Origin of the sequence: Pseudotamlana agarivorans (genome assembly GCF_001642835.1) — a bacterium.
Taxonomy (GTDB): domain Bacteria; phylum Bacteroidota; class Bacteroidia; order Flavobacteriales; family Flavobacteriaceae; genus Pseudotamlana; species Pseudotamlana agarivorans.
Window position 1 is genome coordinate 1 of record NZ_LXEI01000008.1, and the last position, 17,296, is coordinate 17,296.

At 31.5% G+C, this 17,296-nt stretch carries 15 protein-coding genes and 1 pseudogene; all 16 read right to left on the reverse strand.

From position 1 onward, the window contains the following. On the reverse strand, window positions 1-362 hold a 362-nt coding region (locus A6I66_RS09455), incomplete at its 3' end, for a hypothetical protein (protein ID WP_157614173.1). A 77-nt stretch (window positions 363-439) separates the two neighbouring features. Beyond that, window positions 440-1,899, reverse strand: a pseudogene (locus A6I66_RS09460) (MBOAT family O-acyltransferase). Window positions 1,900-1,942: 43 nt separating this feature from the next. Continuing rightward, complete coding sequence (locus tag A6I66_RS09465; RefSeq protein WP_067148339.1) at window positions 1,943-2,962, reverse strand: exostosin domain-containing protein; 1,020 nt, start codon at window positions 2,960-2,962, stop codon at window positions 1,943-1,945. Next, a complete protein-coding gene (locus A6I66_RS09470; protein ID WP_067148342.1) occupies window positions 2,955-4,490 on the reverse strand; it encodes a glycosyltransferase family 2 protein in 1,536 nt (511 codons plus the stop codon). The genes A6I66_RS09465 and A6I66_RS09470 overlap by 8 nt, the downstream gene beginning before the upstream one ends. Then, window positions 4,487-5,635: a glycosyltransferase family 4 protein gene (locus tag A6I66_RS09475; RefSeq protein WP_067148345.1), complete on the reverse strand. Its 1,149-nt coding sequence runs from the start codon at window positions 5,633-5,635 to the stop codon at window positions 4,487-4,489. The genes A6I66_RS09470 and A6I66_RS09475 overlap by 4 nt, the downstream gene beginning before the upstream one ends. Before the next feature lie 19 nt (window positions 5,636-5,654). Further along, complete coding sequence (locus A6I66_RS09480) at window positions 5,655-6,347, reverse strand: sulfotransferase family protein (protein WP_084399608.1); 693 nt, start codon at window positions 6,345-6,347, stop codon at window positions 5,655-5,657. A 166-nt stretch (window positions 6,348-6,513) separates the two neighbouring features. Next, entirely contained in the window at window positions 6,514-7,905 is a 1,392-nt protein-coding gene (locus tag A6I66_RS09485; RefSeq protein ID WP_067148348.1) for a CDP-glycerol glycerophosphotransferase family protein, read from the reverse strand. Window positions 7,906-7,912: 7 nt separating this feature from the next. Beyond that, window positions 7,913-8,788: an N-acetylneuraminate synthase family protein gene (locus A6I66_RS09490; protein WP_067148351.1), complete on the reverse strand. Its 876-nt coding sequence runs from the start codon at window positions 8,786-8,788 to the stop codon at window positions 7,913-7,915. Beyond that, window positions 8,788-9,441, reverse strand: coding sequence for a sulfotransferase domain-containing protein (locus A6I66_RS09495; RefSeq protein ID WP_067148355.1), 654 nt, complete (start codon window positions 9,439-9,441; stop codon window positions 8,788-8,790). The genes A6I66_RS09490 and A6I66_RS09495 overlap by 1 nt, the downstream gene beginning before the upstream one ends. A 6-nt stretch (window positions 9,442-9,447) precedes the next feature. Then, complete coding sequence (locus tag A6I66_RS09500; RefSeq protein ID WP_067148360.1) at window positions 9,448-10,602, reverse strand: acylneuraminate cytidylyltransferase; 1,155 nt, start codon at window positions 10,600-10,602, stop codon at window positions 9,448-9,450. A gap of 56 nt (window positions 10,603-10,658) precedes the next feature. Then, on the reverse strand, window positions 10,659-12,128 hold the full coding sequence (locus tag A6I66_RS09505; protein WP_067148362.1) for a hypothetical protein: 1,470 nt from the start codon (window positions 12,126-12,128) through the stop codon (window positions 10,659-10,661). A 7-nt stretch (window positions 12,129-12,135) separates the two neighbouring features. Further along, entirely contained in the window at window positions 12,136-12,957 is an 822-nt protein-coding gene (locus A6I66_RS09510; RefSeq protein ID WP_067148365.1) for a polysaccharide pyruvyl transferase family protein, read from the reverse strand. A 6-nt stretch (window positions 12,958-12,963) separates the two neighbouring features. Beyond that, entirely contained in the window at window positions 12,964-14,148 is a 1,185-nt protein-coding gene (locus tag A6I66_RS09515; protein WP_067148368.1) for a hypothetical protein, read from the reverse strand. Window positions 14,149-14,152: 4 nt separating this feature from the next. Next, window positions 14,153-15,301: a glycosyltransferase gene (locus A6I66_RS09520; protein WP_067148372.1), complete on the reverse strand. Its 1,149-nt coding sequence runs from the start codon at window positions 15,299-15,301 to the stop codon at window positions 14,153-14,155. Window positions 15,302-15,325: 24 nt separating this feature from the next. Then, the gene (locus A6I66_RS09525) at window positions 15,326-16,150 is read right to left on the reverse strand and encodes a hypothetical protein (RefSeq protein WP_067148375.1); all 825 of its coding nucleotides are present in this window, start codon (window positions 16,148-16,150) and stop codon (window positions 15,326-15,328) included. A gap of 40 nt (window positions 16,151-16,190) precedes the next feature. Beyond that, window positions 16,191-17,261 carry a glycosyltransferase family 2 protein gene (locus A6I66_RS09530; protein ID WP_067148378.1) on the reverse strand — a complete coding sequence of 357 codons (1,071 nt, stop codon included), beginning with the start codon at window positions 17,259-17,261 and terminating at the stop codon, window positions 16,191-16,193. Between the last annotated feature and the right edge of the window lie 35 nt (window positions 17,262-17,296).

Consider the following 17,296-nt stretch of genomic DNA (forward strand, 5'->3'; position numbering starts at 1 on the left):
TTTTTAGGGAAGGCTACAGATTGATATTCTGGAGAATAAAAATAAGGCAAGTATTGAAATTTATCATAAAGGTTATTTGAATTATGAAGACTTAAGGCATCAATATCAATAATTAAAATTTTTGGTGATTTATTTCTGTTGATATAAGAACGCCATCTAATTTTAAAAATAGGATAGGGAGTCCCGCTAAGTCCTAAGTTATATGTTCTTAATCCTGTTAGATTATTAATAATTTTAGTATTGTAATGCACCTCTGCTCTTGATGTTCCTATTATTGCAATATCGGTATTTAGTTTTCCTTTAAATATTTTATGCCAAGTATTGTTATTACAAACATTCTCTTTTGATAAAAAATAATCCATTATAAAATGTATACTAAATAGCATTAAATAAATAAACAAGAATGACTTCACTATTTTATACACAAACTTTCTCACGATTAAAATTGAAAATATATAAAGTTAGACGACTGATTTTTTATTGAAAGTATAATCCCTATAATAGCAAATAAATAAATTAAGTACTTAAATATTATTTTGCCTTTAGTTGGAGTGTAAATTGTAAAAACAACATCATCATTTCTAAAATACCAATCAACAATTATGAAAAAACTCAAGTAACCAATTAATGGTCTAATATCAGATATATAAGTTTGAGCTGTTTGTAGTTTAAAGAAATTATTTTGATTAAATATACCCTTTATGTATTCAAATGCATCAAATATTGATTTTGATCTAAAGAATATCCAAGCAAACGTAGTTAGCATGAAAGTTAAAAATATACTACAACTCTCCTTAATACTTGGAAAAAACTTATTAAATTTTGTTGTGTTGAGATATTTCCTGTTCCTTTTCATTAAAAATATTGGCAAAAAATAAATAGCATTTAAAATTCCCCAAATTACATAGGTCCAATTTGCACCATACCAAAATCCACTAACTATAAAAATTATAAAAACATTGCGAATTGTTCTTATCTTGGATCCTTTTGATCCTCCTAATGGTATGTAAAGATAATCTCTAAACCAAGTAGACAACGAAATATGCCATCTTCTCCAAAATTCAGCTATATTTCTTGAAAAATAAGGGGTTCTAAAATTTGTCATTAATGTAATTCCAAATAATTTAGCTGTACCGATAGCTATATCTGAATATCCTGAAAAGTCACAATAAATCTGAAATGAAAATAAAATCGCTCCAATTATTAAAATGCTCCCGGAATAATTAGAATAATTTTGAAATATATCATCCACGAAAATTGAGCATCTATCTGCTATTACTATTTTTTTAAATAAGCCCCATAGAATTTGCTTCACACCCTCTGATGCTTTATTATATTCAAAATATCGTTTTGAAAAAAATTGTGGTAATAATTTTGTTGCTCTTTCAATTGGCCCAGCAACTAATTGAGGAAAAAAACACACAAAGGCAGAAAAGGCAATAAAGTCCCTAGTAGGTTCAAGTTTACCTCTGTAAACGTCTATAGTATAACTTAATGTTTGAAATGTATAAAAACTAATGCCTACAGGTAAAACTATGTTTAATGAATTTGTTGTCAGGTTGCCTCCAAAAAATGAAAAAGCAGTTATAAAATTATCTAGGAAAAAGTTATAGTACTTAAAATATACTAGAAGACCGATATTTACAAGTACACTTATCCATAGTAAAGTTTTTCTATTGAAACTATTTTTTCCCTGAACAACTTTAAACCGATAGAATAATCTACAACAGTACTAAAAAATATTAGAGCTAAAAACTCCCATTCCCACCAACCATAAAAAATATAACTCGAAACGGCAATTAATGCATTTTGTGTTTTTATGGTTTTGTTAAAGACAAACCAATATAAAATGAAAATAACAGGCAAAAATATTGCAAAATCAATGGAGTTAAATAACATTTTTTTATTCTACTAGTTTTTTTACTTTTTAATGGTTTGTTACCTAAAAAACCTTACAAACTATCTTGAAATACTCTTCTCTCCTCAGGTAATTAAGCCATAGATGTCGGTTTGAGGCTTGTAAGGCTTCAAATTCTTCTGCAGTTAAACTATTATGAAAATTCAAAATTTGATTTTCTAAACTGTCTGGGCTCTGACTATTTAAAATTACAACGTGTTTATTCCAATCGATGCTATCTTCTAAAGGTAACTTACAATCTGTATCTAATAATATGGGAATACGTCCAACGGCTAAGGTTTCATAAAATCGTACCGAAAAATTGCCCCGTCCTCGAATGCAAAACGTGTACGCATTCACATAAATATTTTGAAAAAACTCTTTTTCTGTTAGTTTTTTTCCTTCTTCAATGCTTAAATCACCGCGATACTTATTTCTTAAAATAAAATTTGTTTTTAGACTTTGACTTTGCTCTAACTTTCGAAGTAATTTGGCGCGTTTTATACTTGAAGGGAAAAATGATTGTGAATCTACCGTTAGCCTGTAGGCTTGTCTTGTAGCGTGAAATTTTAAATGATTTACTAATTCTTTTGTATATTTTAAAATACCTGATTGTGCATGACCAACAAAACCAATCGAGGGCTTTTCAGCTTTTTTAACCGCAACGAACCCTCTGTATTCCAACACCATGTCATAAGGATCGTTTATAAATGATGGCATCACAAAAGTGTGTTTGGGCAACTGACTTTTAAACCCGCCTAACCTAAAGGTATACGCGTTTTCAATAGAATTGGTAAAACCATAATCCCCAGCTGTATAAATCCACAATGGCATTTTATATGTTTTAGACAACATTAGTAAAGTGTCGAATGCTTTTTGATGCTTTATAAACTTGGCATAATCTATGGGCATAATCATGATATCACAATCCTTTGCCTCTTCAACCAAACTGAAATATTCTACTAAACCCTTATGCTTTAAATAGCACAAATCAAAAAGTAAGGGAAACACTTTTTTACGGTATGCTTCCGTTAAAAATGTTTTGTTGGTGTAGATTTTAAGCATAGGTGTTTTGACTTTTTTCTGACAGTAATTCCGCCCATTTTTCACTTTGCTTCCAACGTTTCAAGAAAAATCTTACCTTAAAAACATTTAATTTATGCATTTTAAAAAAAAGAAGTAATTGATAACCTTGAATTTGTTGTTTGGTATAATGCTTCTGCTTTAAATACATGATGGTTGGAGATGGCTTAGGCTGAACTTTTTCATGTTCCCAAGGCTGAATAAATGTTGATCGAAATCCGCCTCTAGGTGCCTTTAGATGCGTTATACTCAAGTTCGGAAAATAAATAACGTCAACGCCAATATTACGTAACTGCATGCCAAAATCGGTATCTTCACCATACCCAAATTCTAAACTCATATCAAAATTCACCTTAGACAAATATTTAGCTTTAACAAAACTATTCCCAGATCCGAAGATAGAGGTTTGGTGAACTTTTTTATACCGTAGGTTTTCATCGGGCTGTAAATAACTGGTTAAAATAGCTTCTACACCGTACTGTTTGGCATATTGTAAAACTTCAGTTAAAAGATTATGAGCAAACCTATTATCATCATCATTTAAAAACACCCATTCACTTTGTACTTTACTTAAGGCCAAATTTCTTGCAAAACATGCCCCAGTTTGATGTGTAAAGGTATGGTCAATTTCAAAAGGCCAGGTTTCAGTATGTAAATAATGTAAATCGGAAACACTTTCAGGAGCGGGATTTTGCTCTACAATTATAACCCGTTTTGGCAGATGACTTTGCTTTCTTAAATCGGCAAGCACATCATATAAATAATCGGGACGACCTATGGTTGGAATGATAACGTCTATGGTCGAATGACCATCACCTTCTTTATTTCCCTTTTTTATGGAAATTGATTGTAGTTTGAATGACACTTGAGTCCGTTTGGTTGTAAACGTATGACACAAGGCATATAAAGAAAAGCTTCCTTCATAAATCCATTTATTTAAAAATAGCAACCACACCCATACCCATTTATAATGCTGCTTTACAAAGTTAAAAAGTAAATAAGTACTTGCTTGTTTCTCGTGAGAAGGCAGTTCTTGTTTTAATAACCTGGGTTCGGAATAGCACCACAAACCTTGAGGCATTCCTAACTTAGCTATCGCATTTAAGGCATAGGAAAAATTTATCGAATTCACTTCCTTTTTAAACTGTAATAAATTACTAGCTTTGATGACACCAACCAGTCCAGACATCTGCCATGTGGGGTAGCACACCTCTTTCTTGATATTAATAAAGGGTGATTGTTCTACATAACCAATAGCATCTGGGAAAAAAGATTGTGAACAGTAGGACAGACATTTTCTTTCTAATGCTGGAATTCTTTCAATATAATCGAAATTGACATGAGATTCTGCTGATAAATGTTGCCAAACCAAAATGTGGTTCGGAAACTGCTCGGCCAAACCATACATTACATTTAAAATGGTATGAGTTGCTTGAAAAAGAATATCGGTGTTTTCACTAATATCCTCAACACGAAGCACATATTGGTTATTGTGGGTCAGTACTATCATGATTTTATAAGTTTCTTATAAAATTCAACATTCCTAACCACTTGTTTCTCCATATCAAAATGATTTTCAACATACGCTCTTGCGGCATTTCCCACTTCCAAGCATTTCGATTTATTATTAAAAAGTACTTTGATTTTTTCAGCGTACACACCATGATCTTTGGGATGGACTAAATAACCACTTTGACCATCTTCCATAAGTTCTTGTGCCCAGCCAATATTACTATTCACCACAGGCTTTTGCATGGCCATGGATTCTATAGTCACCATACCCAAAGTTTCTGCGTAGGTAGGAAACACACAAACATGAGCATCTTGAATATGGTTTTTAATGGCATCATAGGGTAATCTTCCTAAATAATGCACATGATTTAAATCTTCTTCAGAAAAACTTTCCTTTAGCAAACTCCATGTTGAATGGTTACCTGCTTGAATATCGGAAGCATCATTACCAATAAGTTTTAACGTTGCTTGAGGGTATTCCTGCCTAACTTTTTTAAAAATTTCAGGTAGTTCAAGAACCCCTTTTTTGCGTATAAGTGTCCCTAAATACAAAATACTGTATGGTGTATACATTTCTGGATGAGTATTCGTGAACTTTTCTAACTGTAAGCCGTAGTGAATGGTTTTAATAGGTATATTTTTAATATTGAACAGCATTTTAGACTGTTCTCCTGCAAAATTAGTGGGAGCTATATAAGCTTGAGCCCCACGAACAGCTATGGTTTCAAACCACTTATTTTTAAGTTTTTGTGTACGCTGTTCTAAATGGCAAAAATAGGTATCACTACCATGAAACCTCATCACTACAGGCACCGAAAACTTCATAAAAGCAGAAATCCCTGTCCAATCTGGAACCTCTAGAATCTGGATTTGCTCTTTATTTATTATTTTCTGAACTTCCTTTTGAACGTATTTACGATAGTAAAACCATTTTGCAAAAGCAAAGTCTTTATCAGCTATTAAGTAAAAATGAATCCCATCTTCGACAAAGTCTTCCGTTTGTTTTTGACCATATACAAATACATAAACAGCATGCCCATGCCTGACTAAGGCCTTTGTTAAATTACCGATACTAGTTCCTAATCCTGCAGCATGATTTACTTTAGGATGTGGATATTCAGGGGTTAGGAAGCCAATGCGCATTAATAAATTTCTTAAAAGATTATTTATAATAAATTCGTTTTAATTCTTTTTTAATTTTTACCATAAGCTTATTTCTATCCTCAGATTTATTTACATAAGGAAACTTCTGATTAGGCTTTTTTACATTTAGAAAATTGGCTAGTTCCTCCCATCCATCAGTAATAGGATCAAAGACTAAAAAATTGCCTTTATTAGAAAAAAAATCCTGTACATTGGTATTGTGTGCATTATAAACATTTAAATAAATGGATTCATCTTTTAATGAATTATTTGTACCATAAATGAAATCATGATATTTGATTTTTTGTATTCCAAAATGATTCTGTACACTTTTAGCCCATTGTTCTGGGTGACGCTTGGTTAGAATAAATTTAGCTTCGGGATAAAGTTTGTATAACTCTTGATACAATAGAAACCAAGGGGTATCTTGAAAAGCGTCATAACTAGATAGAAGAGGCTTTGCTTTTTTTAAAATATAGCTTTTCACATCTAATGCTGTGTCATAATCATAAGCTTCCTTTATACTTCCACATACTCTATAACCTAAAATTTGTAATGCTTTTCCCAAAGAAGAGGTTCCTGTTTTATGAAACCCTATGATAAAAACTTTATCCCTGTCATGTTTAAAAACTCTTCTATACAGGCCTTGAAAAAACGCCATAGACGCTTTCATACTATTTACCTCATGTCTATGTAATTCAGGAAAAATCATTTTAGATTAGTTTAATATCAACCTCATAATTATTAAACTTAATTAAGAGCCTTAATTCTTTACTATTATTATGTATTATAAGTAAAAACTTTTAGTGCTTCAGAAGCAAAATTATGTCCTGTTCTCGGGCCATAAGAGTTAGAAAATATAATTGTTTTATTTTTCATCATATTATATTTTTTATGGTTTTCCATATTTTTTCAGATGCTCCATTAGGATTTTCACCCGCAACTATTTTAAACCATTGTTTTCCTTCCTCAACATTAGAAAGTTCCCCATCTAATATTTGTTTAACCAGTCCTTCTAGTTCCGTTTTATCTCTACAGAAAACAGCGGCACAATCACTTGGCATGCTTCTAAAGTGCACATATTTATAATTCTGACCAATATCTCGAATACCTTTTTTTAATTGTGGTTGTTCGTAGTTATAATAAATACACGGTTTGTTATGCGCCACAAAATCGAATACTGTGGAAGAACATACGTTGGTAACCAATTCACTATGTTCACAAACGTTATACAGCATTTTAAAATCTTCAGGAGTTGGCAGGACTTGGTTCCATTGTTCGCCCACTTGTTTCCATAAAGGATCTAGAACGTGTATAATATCTTTGTTAGCTTCTATTACGTCATCATATCTTGTAGTAAAATCAACCGGGCATTTTCTGTAAATAACCCCCAAGTTGTATCCTTTATCATTTAAACGTCTTACCGCATGGGCTAAATCTTCCAAATAATATTGATCTAGTGGTGATGTGGTTTCATCATCGCCAGAGTAACAAATGTATTTCTTGTTAGGATCTAAGCCGTACTGATTAAAAAATTCTGCTTTAGTTTGTTTTAAGCGTGGATCAAAATGCGGTTCAAACTGAGGCGTTCCGGTAACAAACACCTGTTTTTCTTTAACAAAAGGATAATATTTTAAAAGCTCTTCCTTCATTAAATCACTCCAAACGCAGTAATAATCGGTTTCAACCACCTGCATGGCTTTAGGTACGTTATCCCAAGAGTACACAAAAGCCACGGTTGGAATCCCTAAATCCTTAGCTGCCAATAAAGCGCTTATGGATTGGGTAGCTCGTTGTGTGGTACAAAAAACAACATCGGGTTTATGCTTTTCTAATTGCGCTTTGCAATAGCTGTATTTTGAGGTTGAACGTTCTAATATGTTTATTTTATGTCGTAATTTAACGAGTCCTTTCTCCGAATTATAAAGACCAATTAACGCTTGAGTATACAAACTTTTTAAACTGTTTTTAGTACCTGAGTAATTAAAAGGGAACTTATAAGTGGGATAGACGGCATCATTAAATTTATCACGAGAAATATTTAATTCTACTCTTTTCCTTGCTCTGGAATAAAAAGGTAGTAAGGGGTGTGCTGTATGGTCTTCTATTTTTACTTCTTTGAATCCTAAATTATCTTTTAAAGAAAAAACAGTATTATTCCAATACGTTATATCGAACCCCATCTGTTCTCCATTCTTCTTAAAATCGGTAAAAGCAAAATTTCTTAAACCAACACCATCGGGGAAAAATATAAAAACCTTTTTATTCATTACTATTCTAGCCTTTTTTATTTTTTAATTTGTCGCGTTGCACTTGCTCAATAGGTAAGACATCTTGACTTTTATAGCTAAGCGCTTGATAAACGGCATTCAAATCTCTTGTTAATTTACGTAATCCCATAGGTTCTAATGAGGCTGCGTGATCGGTACCTTTCCAGGTTCTATCTATGGTATAATGGCGTTCAATAATATTCGCACCTAAGGTATAAGCAGCAACATCTACAGCGATTCCTAAATGATGCCCCGAAAACCCAATATGTTTAACCTCATCTTTATATTTTTCAATTAGCAAATTGATATCCAACAGACAAACATCTTCAAAAGGCACAGGATAGCCCGAGGTACAGTTATAAAGCACTAAATCTTTATTTCTATTGTATTTTTTAAAAAGCTTGACTAAATTTTCAATTTCATCTTTAGTCGTCATTCCAGTTGAAATGTGCAGTTCACCCTTATAGTTTTCACACAACCATACCAACATAGCTTCATTGTTATTACACGCCGACGGAATTTTAATAAATTCTGGATTTAAAGATGTAATTTCTTTAGCTGATGTTACATCCCAAACCGATGTGGAATAGGTAATCCCAATTTCCTCACAATAGTTTTTTAATTCTTGATGTTGTGTAACATCAAACTCTAAAAACTCACGATGGGCCCCATAAGTATCTCCATATGAATTTGCAGGATTTGGATGGGGTTGATTGTATTGGTCTTCCGTTAGTAGCTCTCTATTATTTCTTTTTTGAAACTTTACGGCATCGGCATCACAAAAAATTTTTGCCACTTTTATAAGTTCTTTGGCAATAGTCATATCGCCTTTATGATTACAGCCTATTTCTGCAATAACATATGGTTTTTTATATGAAGTCATTATTTCCTTAGTTTACTTTTTATAAATTTCTTTAGCTTATTGTACCTTTTTCTTAAACTGCTCACTCTTGAGTATCTTGCTTTTACAGGAATAATTTTTTCATTACTAATAGTTAAATTAAAAAAATGCTCTATCTCATTTATTACTTTATTTGTGTTATTTATATAATCCTTATAATATATAACTAAGGTATTACGAGGATCCATAGACTCGAGCCATTTATTTTTAAAGAATTCTAAATCATCATTAAACCCATCTCTTTTGGCCTTTTCTAAAAAAACCTTATTGGATAATTTAACCGAATATCCTTCTGGCAATCCATTATGAGCTTCCTTTGCTCCTCTTTTATAAGCAAGTAATATTTCACTACTATCTCTCAATAAAATGACTTTTTTTCTATCCTTTAATAAGTTTAAATTGTTTTCGGAAGGAAAAATATGCTGTTTATAAAAAACATCATCTCTACAAAACCTATCTACATCAGTCCTTGTTAACTCCCGGATATCAGAATGTACTGTGTGTACAACATTAGACATAATTGGGGTACTTTGATTTCTAAATGAAAAGTCTTGAAACGCCACTAGATTATGTAATTTTCCTAAGGTTGTTAAAAGAGAGGAACTTGCACTCTTGGGAATAGCAACTATCAGCATATAAGACTAAAATCTTTTATTATAATTCATGATGAACTGACAAGCTTCTCGAATAGCCCCTGCTCCTGAAGGTTTGGAAAGCACCACATCGACATGACTTTTAACAATATCGGTAGCGTTATTAGGCGCTAAGGACCAGCCCACACTACAAATATTAGTTAAATCGTTTACATCATCGCCAACATAGGCCACATTGTTCATGCTTATCCCGTGCTCTAATACCAGTTTATGAAGCAGGGTATATTTATCTTTCACACCTAAAAACACATGGTCTATATTTAATTTTTCCATGCGTTTTGCCACAAGCTGGGAATTTTCTGAAGTCATAATCATCACCTGAATATCAAACTGCCTTAAAATTTCAAGTCCCATGCCATCACGCATGTCGAAACTTTTGGTATGCTCGCCATCTTTGGTGTATGTAATGGTTCCATCGGTAAAAACGCCATCGACATCGAAAACCACATGAGTGATTTTTGCTGATATTTTAGATCGTTTTTGACGCTCGATGAGCAAACTCTCTACAGCAATCCAATCGGGTTCACTATCAATTTCCAATAGAGAATCTTCAGGCATCTTTACAACCGCTGTATGTTCACCTAATCTATTTTTATGCTTTTGCAACACCACCTTTGTAGCTGTGTAAACCGCACCATTCTCAACTAAAAGTCCGTTAAAATCTTGTCGTCGTGGTCTGTTTAAGGGATCGTAATTTATTGGTGTACCGTTTTCATTCCATAAAAAACGATGGGTATTAACCACAGTTAAAGCCGAATCGTAATCCTTATTTAATGGTTCTAAGCAGGCATTTATATCGGTTCGTGTTGTAAAAGGAGATGTCGCTTGAAGTAAACAAAAGATATCGAATTGATAGTTGAGAGACTCACAAAACTCTAGCATAGCGTACTCGGTAGACGCCGTATCGGTAGCACTTTCGTCACTTCTTAAAACTGCTTTTACTTTGGATGTCCAGTGATATTCTTTTTTTATAAAGTTTATCACCCATTCGTCATCTGTAAACACATAAACTTCGTCCAAATTAGAAAAAATAGCTTCCCCCAACACCCAGGTAAACAATGGTCGTCCCACCATTTTACGTTTATTTTTATTTGGTATGCCTTTGGAATTTTTTCTAAGCGGAATGAATCCAATTTTTTTCATAAATTCAGTATAGTAAATATCCTTAATTTACGCTAAAATACATTTTTTAATGACATTTAAAGGTCTATCGGATTAGGAATTTCAATGCGTTGAATGTCTTTATTTTTATTTAAACAAACCTCTAATACGGAATGAAACTTTTCAATAAAATTATCATGTTTCTGGTCTAAATAATAAACTTTATTGTTATCTAAATAATTCTCAAACATTTCAAAACCTACATTATGAATAATAATACTCGGAACACTTAACATTAAAGCTTCAAGAACACATCCTGAATAATTTGTAACATGTAGAACGGATTCAAGTAAAACAGTTGGTAACGGAGTACTTTTAGAGTCTTGAAGGGTTACAATATCTTGTAAATCCTTTTCATTTAAATAAGCTTGCAACTCTACCATAGGCACGTTATTTCTCGGGTGTAGCCTGAATACCCAATGATACTTAGTTGATCTTACGAGTTCTAAAAACCTATCTGTAAACAGATCTACCGGAGACGTTTGCATACTAAACAGGATAATTTGTTGATCTCTGTTCGTTTTGTAAGTTTTCAAACAGTAAGCCACATAAGGGTGTCCTGCAACTTTAGATTTTATATCTGTATACTTTGCCCATGAGTCAATATTACTCTTTGAAAATACATCCCAGTTCCAATATTCATCTGGCATTATATTAAACCCATGATATGGCATTTTACTCCAAGAAACGTAAGCCATATGGACATTCGTCTGAGGACCGTGCTGAAAATCTATTGTTTTAATATTTAATTGTTTAGCAACAAATATTAAAGCATAATTATCATCAAAACCATAATAACTTAAAAATATAATTTTTTCAGGTCGAACTTTCTTCAATATTTTAGAATAAAATTCTTTTAAGCCTACTATTTTCTTCGACCATTTATCTAAATGGTTTTCCGTCAAATAAAAGGCATTACCCCCCGGAATATGTTTATCTAAATAACTTTTAAAGTTAGTATAATCTTCTAATTGGATTGAGCTTTTTGTTTTTTTAAAACGACTAGAAATCTTATTAAGTAATTTAAAGGCTTCTAAATATTTAGCTAATGGAACTACTGCCTTTTGATTAAAATAGTTGTTATAGAATTTTTGAAATTCAAAAATATAAACTCGATTATGAAGATTAAATTTTTCTATTAAAGGATCGAAAAATTTATTGTAGTATAAATTATTTTGATTTAAAATTCTATGAAAGTGGGAACCGACAAAAATAATTTCCTTTGGTTTCAAACTTAAATAAAACCACTTTAAACTTACATAAGATTTAAGGAACTTAGCGCATTTTTTAAATATGTTGATATTGGTAGAAACTTCTACATGTTCCGTTGACAACCCGGGAGTACCCGTTTTATTATCTTCATTTACATTTAATAAATGATAGTATAATTTTATCCTGATATAAGGCCAAACATGAACGCCGTTTACAACCCATTCATCCACAGGAAACTTTAATTCTATGTCTCCGAAAAGATTCTTTATTTCCTGTTGAGAATTTAAATGCGACATATTATAATTACTCTTTAAAAGGACACACCTCCATTAACCCTGTTTTAATTTCAGTAATAACCTCCGGTTTTGGCAAAGTATTCGGACTTTTAAGTAACTCTTCCAATTGAGCATAAGTTAATTCCTTATTAATTATTTCAGGTGTATAAGGTTGTATTTGTACGGACTCAAAATAGTCCTGAAACTTAATATCATCGCCAAATAATTTATCGGAAAACCGTTGCCACACCGCTGGTATGCCATAAGCATGTGCTACAATAATGCCATGAAGTGAGGAAGATACTATGGCTTCACATTCCAAAAACCTAATCGTTGTCTCCTCGACATTATTCGTCATTAAGTCTAATACTACAATATTATTTTCTGATAGAAACCATTTTTTTACCACAGCATAATCATCATAATGCGGAACGACACCTATTTTGTATTTTTTACTAACCTTTGGAAAAAAATAATCTGGAAGTAATAATGCAGGGTCTCCATACACTTTGGGCACTTCATACCCTTGATTTACCAAAAACTGTCTAGTTTGCGGACCTCGAACTGCTAAAAACTTGGCTTTTTTTATTGGATAATCCTTAGATATAATACCACTACCCCAAACCACACATTTTTTGTTAACGTGGGTTAAAATACTCCCTATAGTCGCATAAATGGGTTGAAAATGATTTAAGATTGAAAAATCTTTAGGACGCACCCAAACTACTTCTTTCTTCGAAATTTTTTCTACCAGATAAGCACCCAATAAATCACCGTAATTTTCTTTTGACTTATTTTGAATTTTAACCTCATTCCACCAGAAGAGGCGTATTTTATTGCTTTTTATCATGAATTATTAGCTCTTATTAAAAAGTAAAACTTTTAGTTTTTTCTTGTTTTTATTTATTCTATTTCTGATTCTAATTCTAAATCCTATAAAATAATGTATTAGTTCTATATTTTTCTTTTTTTTAAGAAGGCTTAACAACTCTTTATCAATCTGATCCAATTTATCTCTAAATAACAACTCTGCTATATAATAATCTTTATTAAACTCGTAAACATCCAAATTAAATACTTTATCATATAATTTAAGTTTTCCTAATAATTCCAATGTTAATTGTGTTCTCATACACTTTGAACATTGTGAACAATTAATTTTAATAGCACTAAATGAATTCGTACAAACATCTAAATGTTTATAAGTACTTGGCTCTTCTGAAATAATTTCTGTTCTTTTTAAACGAGTATATTGTACAACAGAAGAAAAGAAACTTAAGGATTCTGTTTGCAAATATTGAATTAATACAATATCCCATCCGCTAGTATCCTTGTTAGATAAATTAAAATAGTCAAACCTATAAGCTGAAGCATAATAATAAACAGATATAGCTTTTTGTATGGTTAACACACATGATAACTGAAGAATACTATGTAACTTTTGAAAATTTATACGAACAACTTCACCTATATTAGATTCTATAACTATAATTGGCAAATTAACTTCTCTTGCATATAACTTAGCATTCTCTAACCCTTTAGCAAAAGCTATTTCAGACAGTCTTCCTTCAAAAACACCGTGAGCTCCTGCTTTAAAATATGTTAAATAATTTAAAGCATATTCTTTTTTATCTTCCTTCTTATGTGTCGCAATTGTAGAAAGTGAATCTATTCCACATGAAATACCCGTAGCTACTTTAAAACAACCTTCATTTAGTCGTTTAAAATTTAAGTTCTCAGCATTAATCGTTATTATATGGTAATCATTATCAGTAAAATTTAACGCAGGAATTAAATAAGAAATGAGCGTATAGTGTAGTCTTGCTGAAATTTGACCTTTTACCGCAATATTTTCATTGTTTTTCATTGCTAACGGCAACAAAGCAACCACTGCTGCATCTTGATTCTCAGTTACAAAAAACTCTTTATACTGAGAAGCCAATTTATACCATAAAGCTTGTTCCTTGCCATCAGTTTCAAACACTATCTTTAAAATAGCGTATTCTCCTTGTTCTATAATTTCAGCTGGGTATATTATCATAATATTAATGGATACTATTATAGGCTGCTAATACTTCTCCTTTTATTCGCTTTCTTTCTAACCTAGGTTTATGCACTACTTGATTAATATTAAAAGCATTAATAAGTAAGTTCATATCAAATAAAGCTTTTAATACTAATTGCTCCATTTCTTCTACATCTTCAATATCTTCTATCAAAAAACCATTCTCTCCATGATTTATAATCTCAGATGTGGCATTTCCTGGGTTAGATTGCAACGGGAAAGCCCCCATTGTAATGGCTTCCAATAAGGTGTTTGGCATACCATCAGACTGACTGTTTCCAATATAAATTAATGAAGCTCCCATTAATTTTAATATTTCTAAATGAGATATAAATTTATCTTTATACAATAACTTTATATTTAGAATATCACAAATATTATTACCTTCAACATAAGAAACAACCTCTTCATCTGCTGCGAAAACTATAATTTTATATTTTTTTAAATGGAATGACAACTTAATTAATGCCTTTATAACCTGTATACATCTACCATGCTCACCTTGATAGCCTTTTACTAAAATTATAGATCTTCCACTTATGGGGGTTAATATAAACTCTTTTAATTTAGGAGTATAAAACCCTCCTCCTCCAGGAAAGCAGCCTAAATATTCACCCTTAAACCCATAGTTTAATGCAATTTGATAATCTCTTAAACAATCTGTAAAAAGATAATCTACTCTAAGTAACACCTCCCTTAAATCATTCTCATAATTCGGTTTATTATTTTTATAAAATAAATCACTTCCCCAAGCAGAATAAACCCATGTAGTATTAATGTACTTTTTCATAACATCAAGAATAGGAATACAAGATATCTGTAAAGCAAAACTATGCACCAAATCTGGTTTAATATCTTGAAGTAGGCTCTCAAAAGTATCTTCAACCTTATTTTCTATCAAAAAATTAAAACGCTCATATAGTTTAGGTAATTTCTTTTTAAAAAAGTGTCTCCCTTTTAAATTGGGATACTTTTGCTTCCACCCATGAATTTGTTTTACAAAAGGAATACGGTTGCTTGGTTCCCCATCTCGAATATCAAACCAATACACCTCATGTCCGGCTTGTTCCAATTGGTTTGTCCACCTAAAGAAATGAATTGAAGACATTGAAACTAATAATATTCGCATATTTAAAGAGCTCTATTTTATGATTTAGTAAAAGATGTAAGCTTTAGATTTATCCCAATCATCTTTATAAAAAGTAAGTAAATGCATTTTTAATTCTTCAGGTAGCTCGAATTTATCCGACTTCACTTCCTTTAATCTGATTTGACAAATATCTCTAGGTGTAATTTTATACTTCATAAATTTTGAATTATATAAACTAGGCAAAAACGGGAGATTCAATAATTTATAATTTATAGCATTCAACCTTTTTAACCATTCAACTTGTAGCTTAGTTGAAACGCCTTTATTCTCTTCCTTTTTTTCTAAAGTATCAAAATTAAAATAACAAGAAACATCCATAAAAAGAAATAAAGCCTTGAAAAATGATGAAGGTCGCGATTTTAAAGTCTCTTGAGAATATATGAAGACGTTTGAAAACATTTCTTTTAACATCGCTATTCTTTCATAGAAAAATAAATCTCTTTGTTTTAACATCCCAGAGTCATCTTGATGATATAAAAGACTTAAATCTTTATATCCTTTTTGATGTAAATACTGTTTATAAAGCGAAAGTATAAATTCATCATGCCTTCTAATTCCAAAAATAATTTTCACATCCCCATATAAACGCTTTACATTCCTAATATTTCTTTTGAACTCATCTAAATAACTTCCATTCCATGGATCTCCTGAAATCCCTTCATCTGTAATTAAAATTTTTTCTTTAAAATTAAACTCTATAATTTTTCTATGAGTATCCCATGCTCGAATTACTGACAAAGATTCTATTCTAGGAAAAACATGTTTTTGTAAAAAAGTAGTTCCTGTTTTATGTAATCCTATATGTATTATTATTTCCTGATTCTTCATAAAAACAAGCAATAATTCAAATTAATCGTATAAAAAATCATTAAAGGACGATTTTTAACTGTATTGTCTCCTTTTCCCTATCAAAACTATAATTATATGCCTGATTTCTATAGTTTTTTATTATTTCTATTAGCAACATATTATTGATGACTTCCATATCTAAAAAACTTTGGTGTTTTTTACCTAATCGTTCTTTTAATTGTTCTTTAATTCTAACCTTAAGCGCAACTGGGGTAATTTGGATTAACAGTGTTTTGTTTTTTACATTCTTTAAATGTGCTAAAGCTGCATCAATTTGATCTTGATTATTATTTAGGGTTAAGGTTAAATCTTCCTGTAAATTCAACTTATCGTAAAACTCCTTTTCTGTGGGTAGCCCCCAGCCCTGACTTAAATTCGCAACTGTTACATTATTGTGCTCCGAATTAATCATGTAGGCATGGTTAATTTTCTCTAGTTTAGAATGAAAAGGGTGCGTGCTAGATTTACTTCTATAGGCTTTAGGATGCCACTGGTGTTTTACTAAAGTTTCTGTTTCATGATAATAAATGCTTAAACCTGCATTCTTAAGTCTTATATGTATATCGGTGTCTTCGGCACCCCAACCGTGATAAAACTCATCATAACCATGAACACTTTTTAAAACTTTTGCAGGAAACAGAGTAGTTCCTGTTACCTCTTCACCTCCATAAAAAGCTACTTTATAATTATGAAAGTCTTGTTGTTTCAAAGACTCTTCTTTAGATAAAAAACCATACTTGAAATAAGTGACTTTATTGTGATCACCAAAAGTCAATGCTTTTTCTACAAATTCTGGGTGAAACATTAAATCAATATCACCAACCATGAAATAAGGTGTTTCACATTTTTTTAAAGCGATATTTATAGCCCTGCTTTTATTCCATAATTGTTGTTGGGTTTCACAATGAATTAGAGTTATAAACCCATATAGTCTTACTAATTCCTGTAAGGTTTTTAAGTAAGTCGGATCACTACCATAATCCACCAAAGTCACTTCAAAGTGAGAATTACTTTGTCTTTTTAGAGAATCTAAACAGTTTTTTACAATGCGTAAATCTCGGTTTCTGTTGGTGATAGTAATCGTTAACACATGATTAATTTTAAAGTCAATTATTGAATTAGAAG

Excerpts from the sequence above, each read along its gene's own strand:
- A6I66_RS09470 (WP_067148342.1), bottom strand. The coding sequence starts at position 4,490 with ATGATAGTACTGACCCACAATAACCAATATGTGCTTCGTGTTGAGGAT.
- A6I66_RS09485 (WP_067148348.1), bottom strand. The coding sequence starts at position 7,905 with ATGAATAAAAAGGTTTTTATATTTTTCCCCGATGGTGTTGGTTTAAGA.
- A6I66_RS09465 (WP_067148339.1), bottom strand. The coding sequence starts at position 2,962 with ATGCTTAAAATCTACACCAACAAAACATTTTTAACGGAAGCATACCGT.
- A6I66_RS09490 (WP_067148351.1), bottom strand. The coding sequence starts at position 8,788 with ATGACTTCATATAAAAAACCATATGTTATTGCAGAAATAGGCTGTAAT.
- A6I66_RS09520 (WP_067148372.1), bottom strand. The coding sequence starts at position 15,301 with ATGCGAATATTATTAGTTTCAATGTCTTCAATTCATTTCTTTAGGTGG.
- A6I66_RS09480 (WP_084399608.1), bottom strand. The coding sequence starts at position 6,347 with ATGATTTTTCCTGAATTACATAGACATGAGGTAAATAGTATGAAAGCG.
- A6I66_RS09505 (WP_067148362.1), bottom strand. The coding sequence starts at position 12,128 with ATGTCGCATTTAAATTCTCAACAGGAAATAAAGAATCTTTTCGGAGAC.
- A6I66_RS09475 (WP_067148345.1), bottom strand. The coding sequence starts at position 5,635 with ATGCGCATTGGCTTCCTAACCCCTGAATATCCACATCCTAAAGTAAAT.
- A6I66_RS09510 (WP_067148365.1), bottom strand. The coding sequence starts at position 12,957 with ATGATAAAAAGCAATAAAATACGCCTCTTCTGGTGGAATGAGGTTAAA.
- A6I66_RS09515 (WP_067148368.1), bottom strand. The coding sequence starts at position 14,148 with ATGATAATATACCCAGCTGAAATTATAGAACAAGGAGAATACGCTATT.
- A6I66_RS09500 (WP_067148360.1), bottom strand. The coding sequence starts at position 10,602 with ATGAAAAAAATTGGATTCATTCCGCTTAGAAAAAATTCCAAAGGCATA.
- A6I66_RS09495 (WP_067148355.1), bottom strand. The coding sequence starts at position 9,441 with ATGCTGATAGTTGCTATTCCCAAGAGTGCAAGTTCCTCTCTTTTAACA.
- A6I66_RS09525 (WP_067148375.1), bottom strand. The coding sequence starts at position 16,150 with ATGAAGAATCAGGAAATAATAATACATATAGGATTACATAAAACAGGA.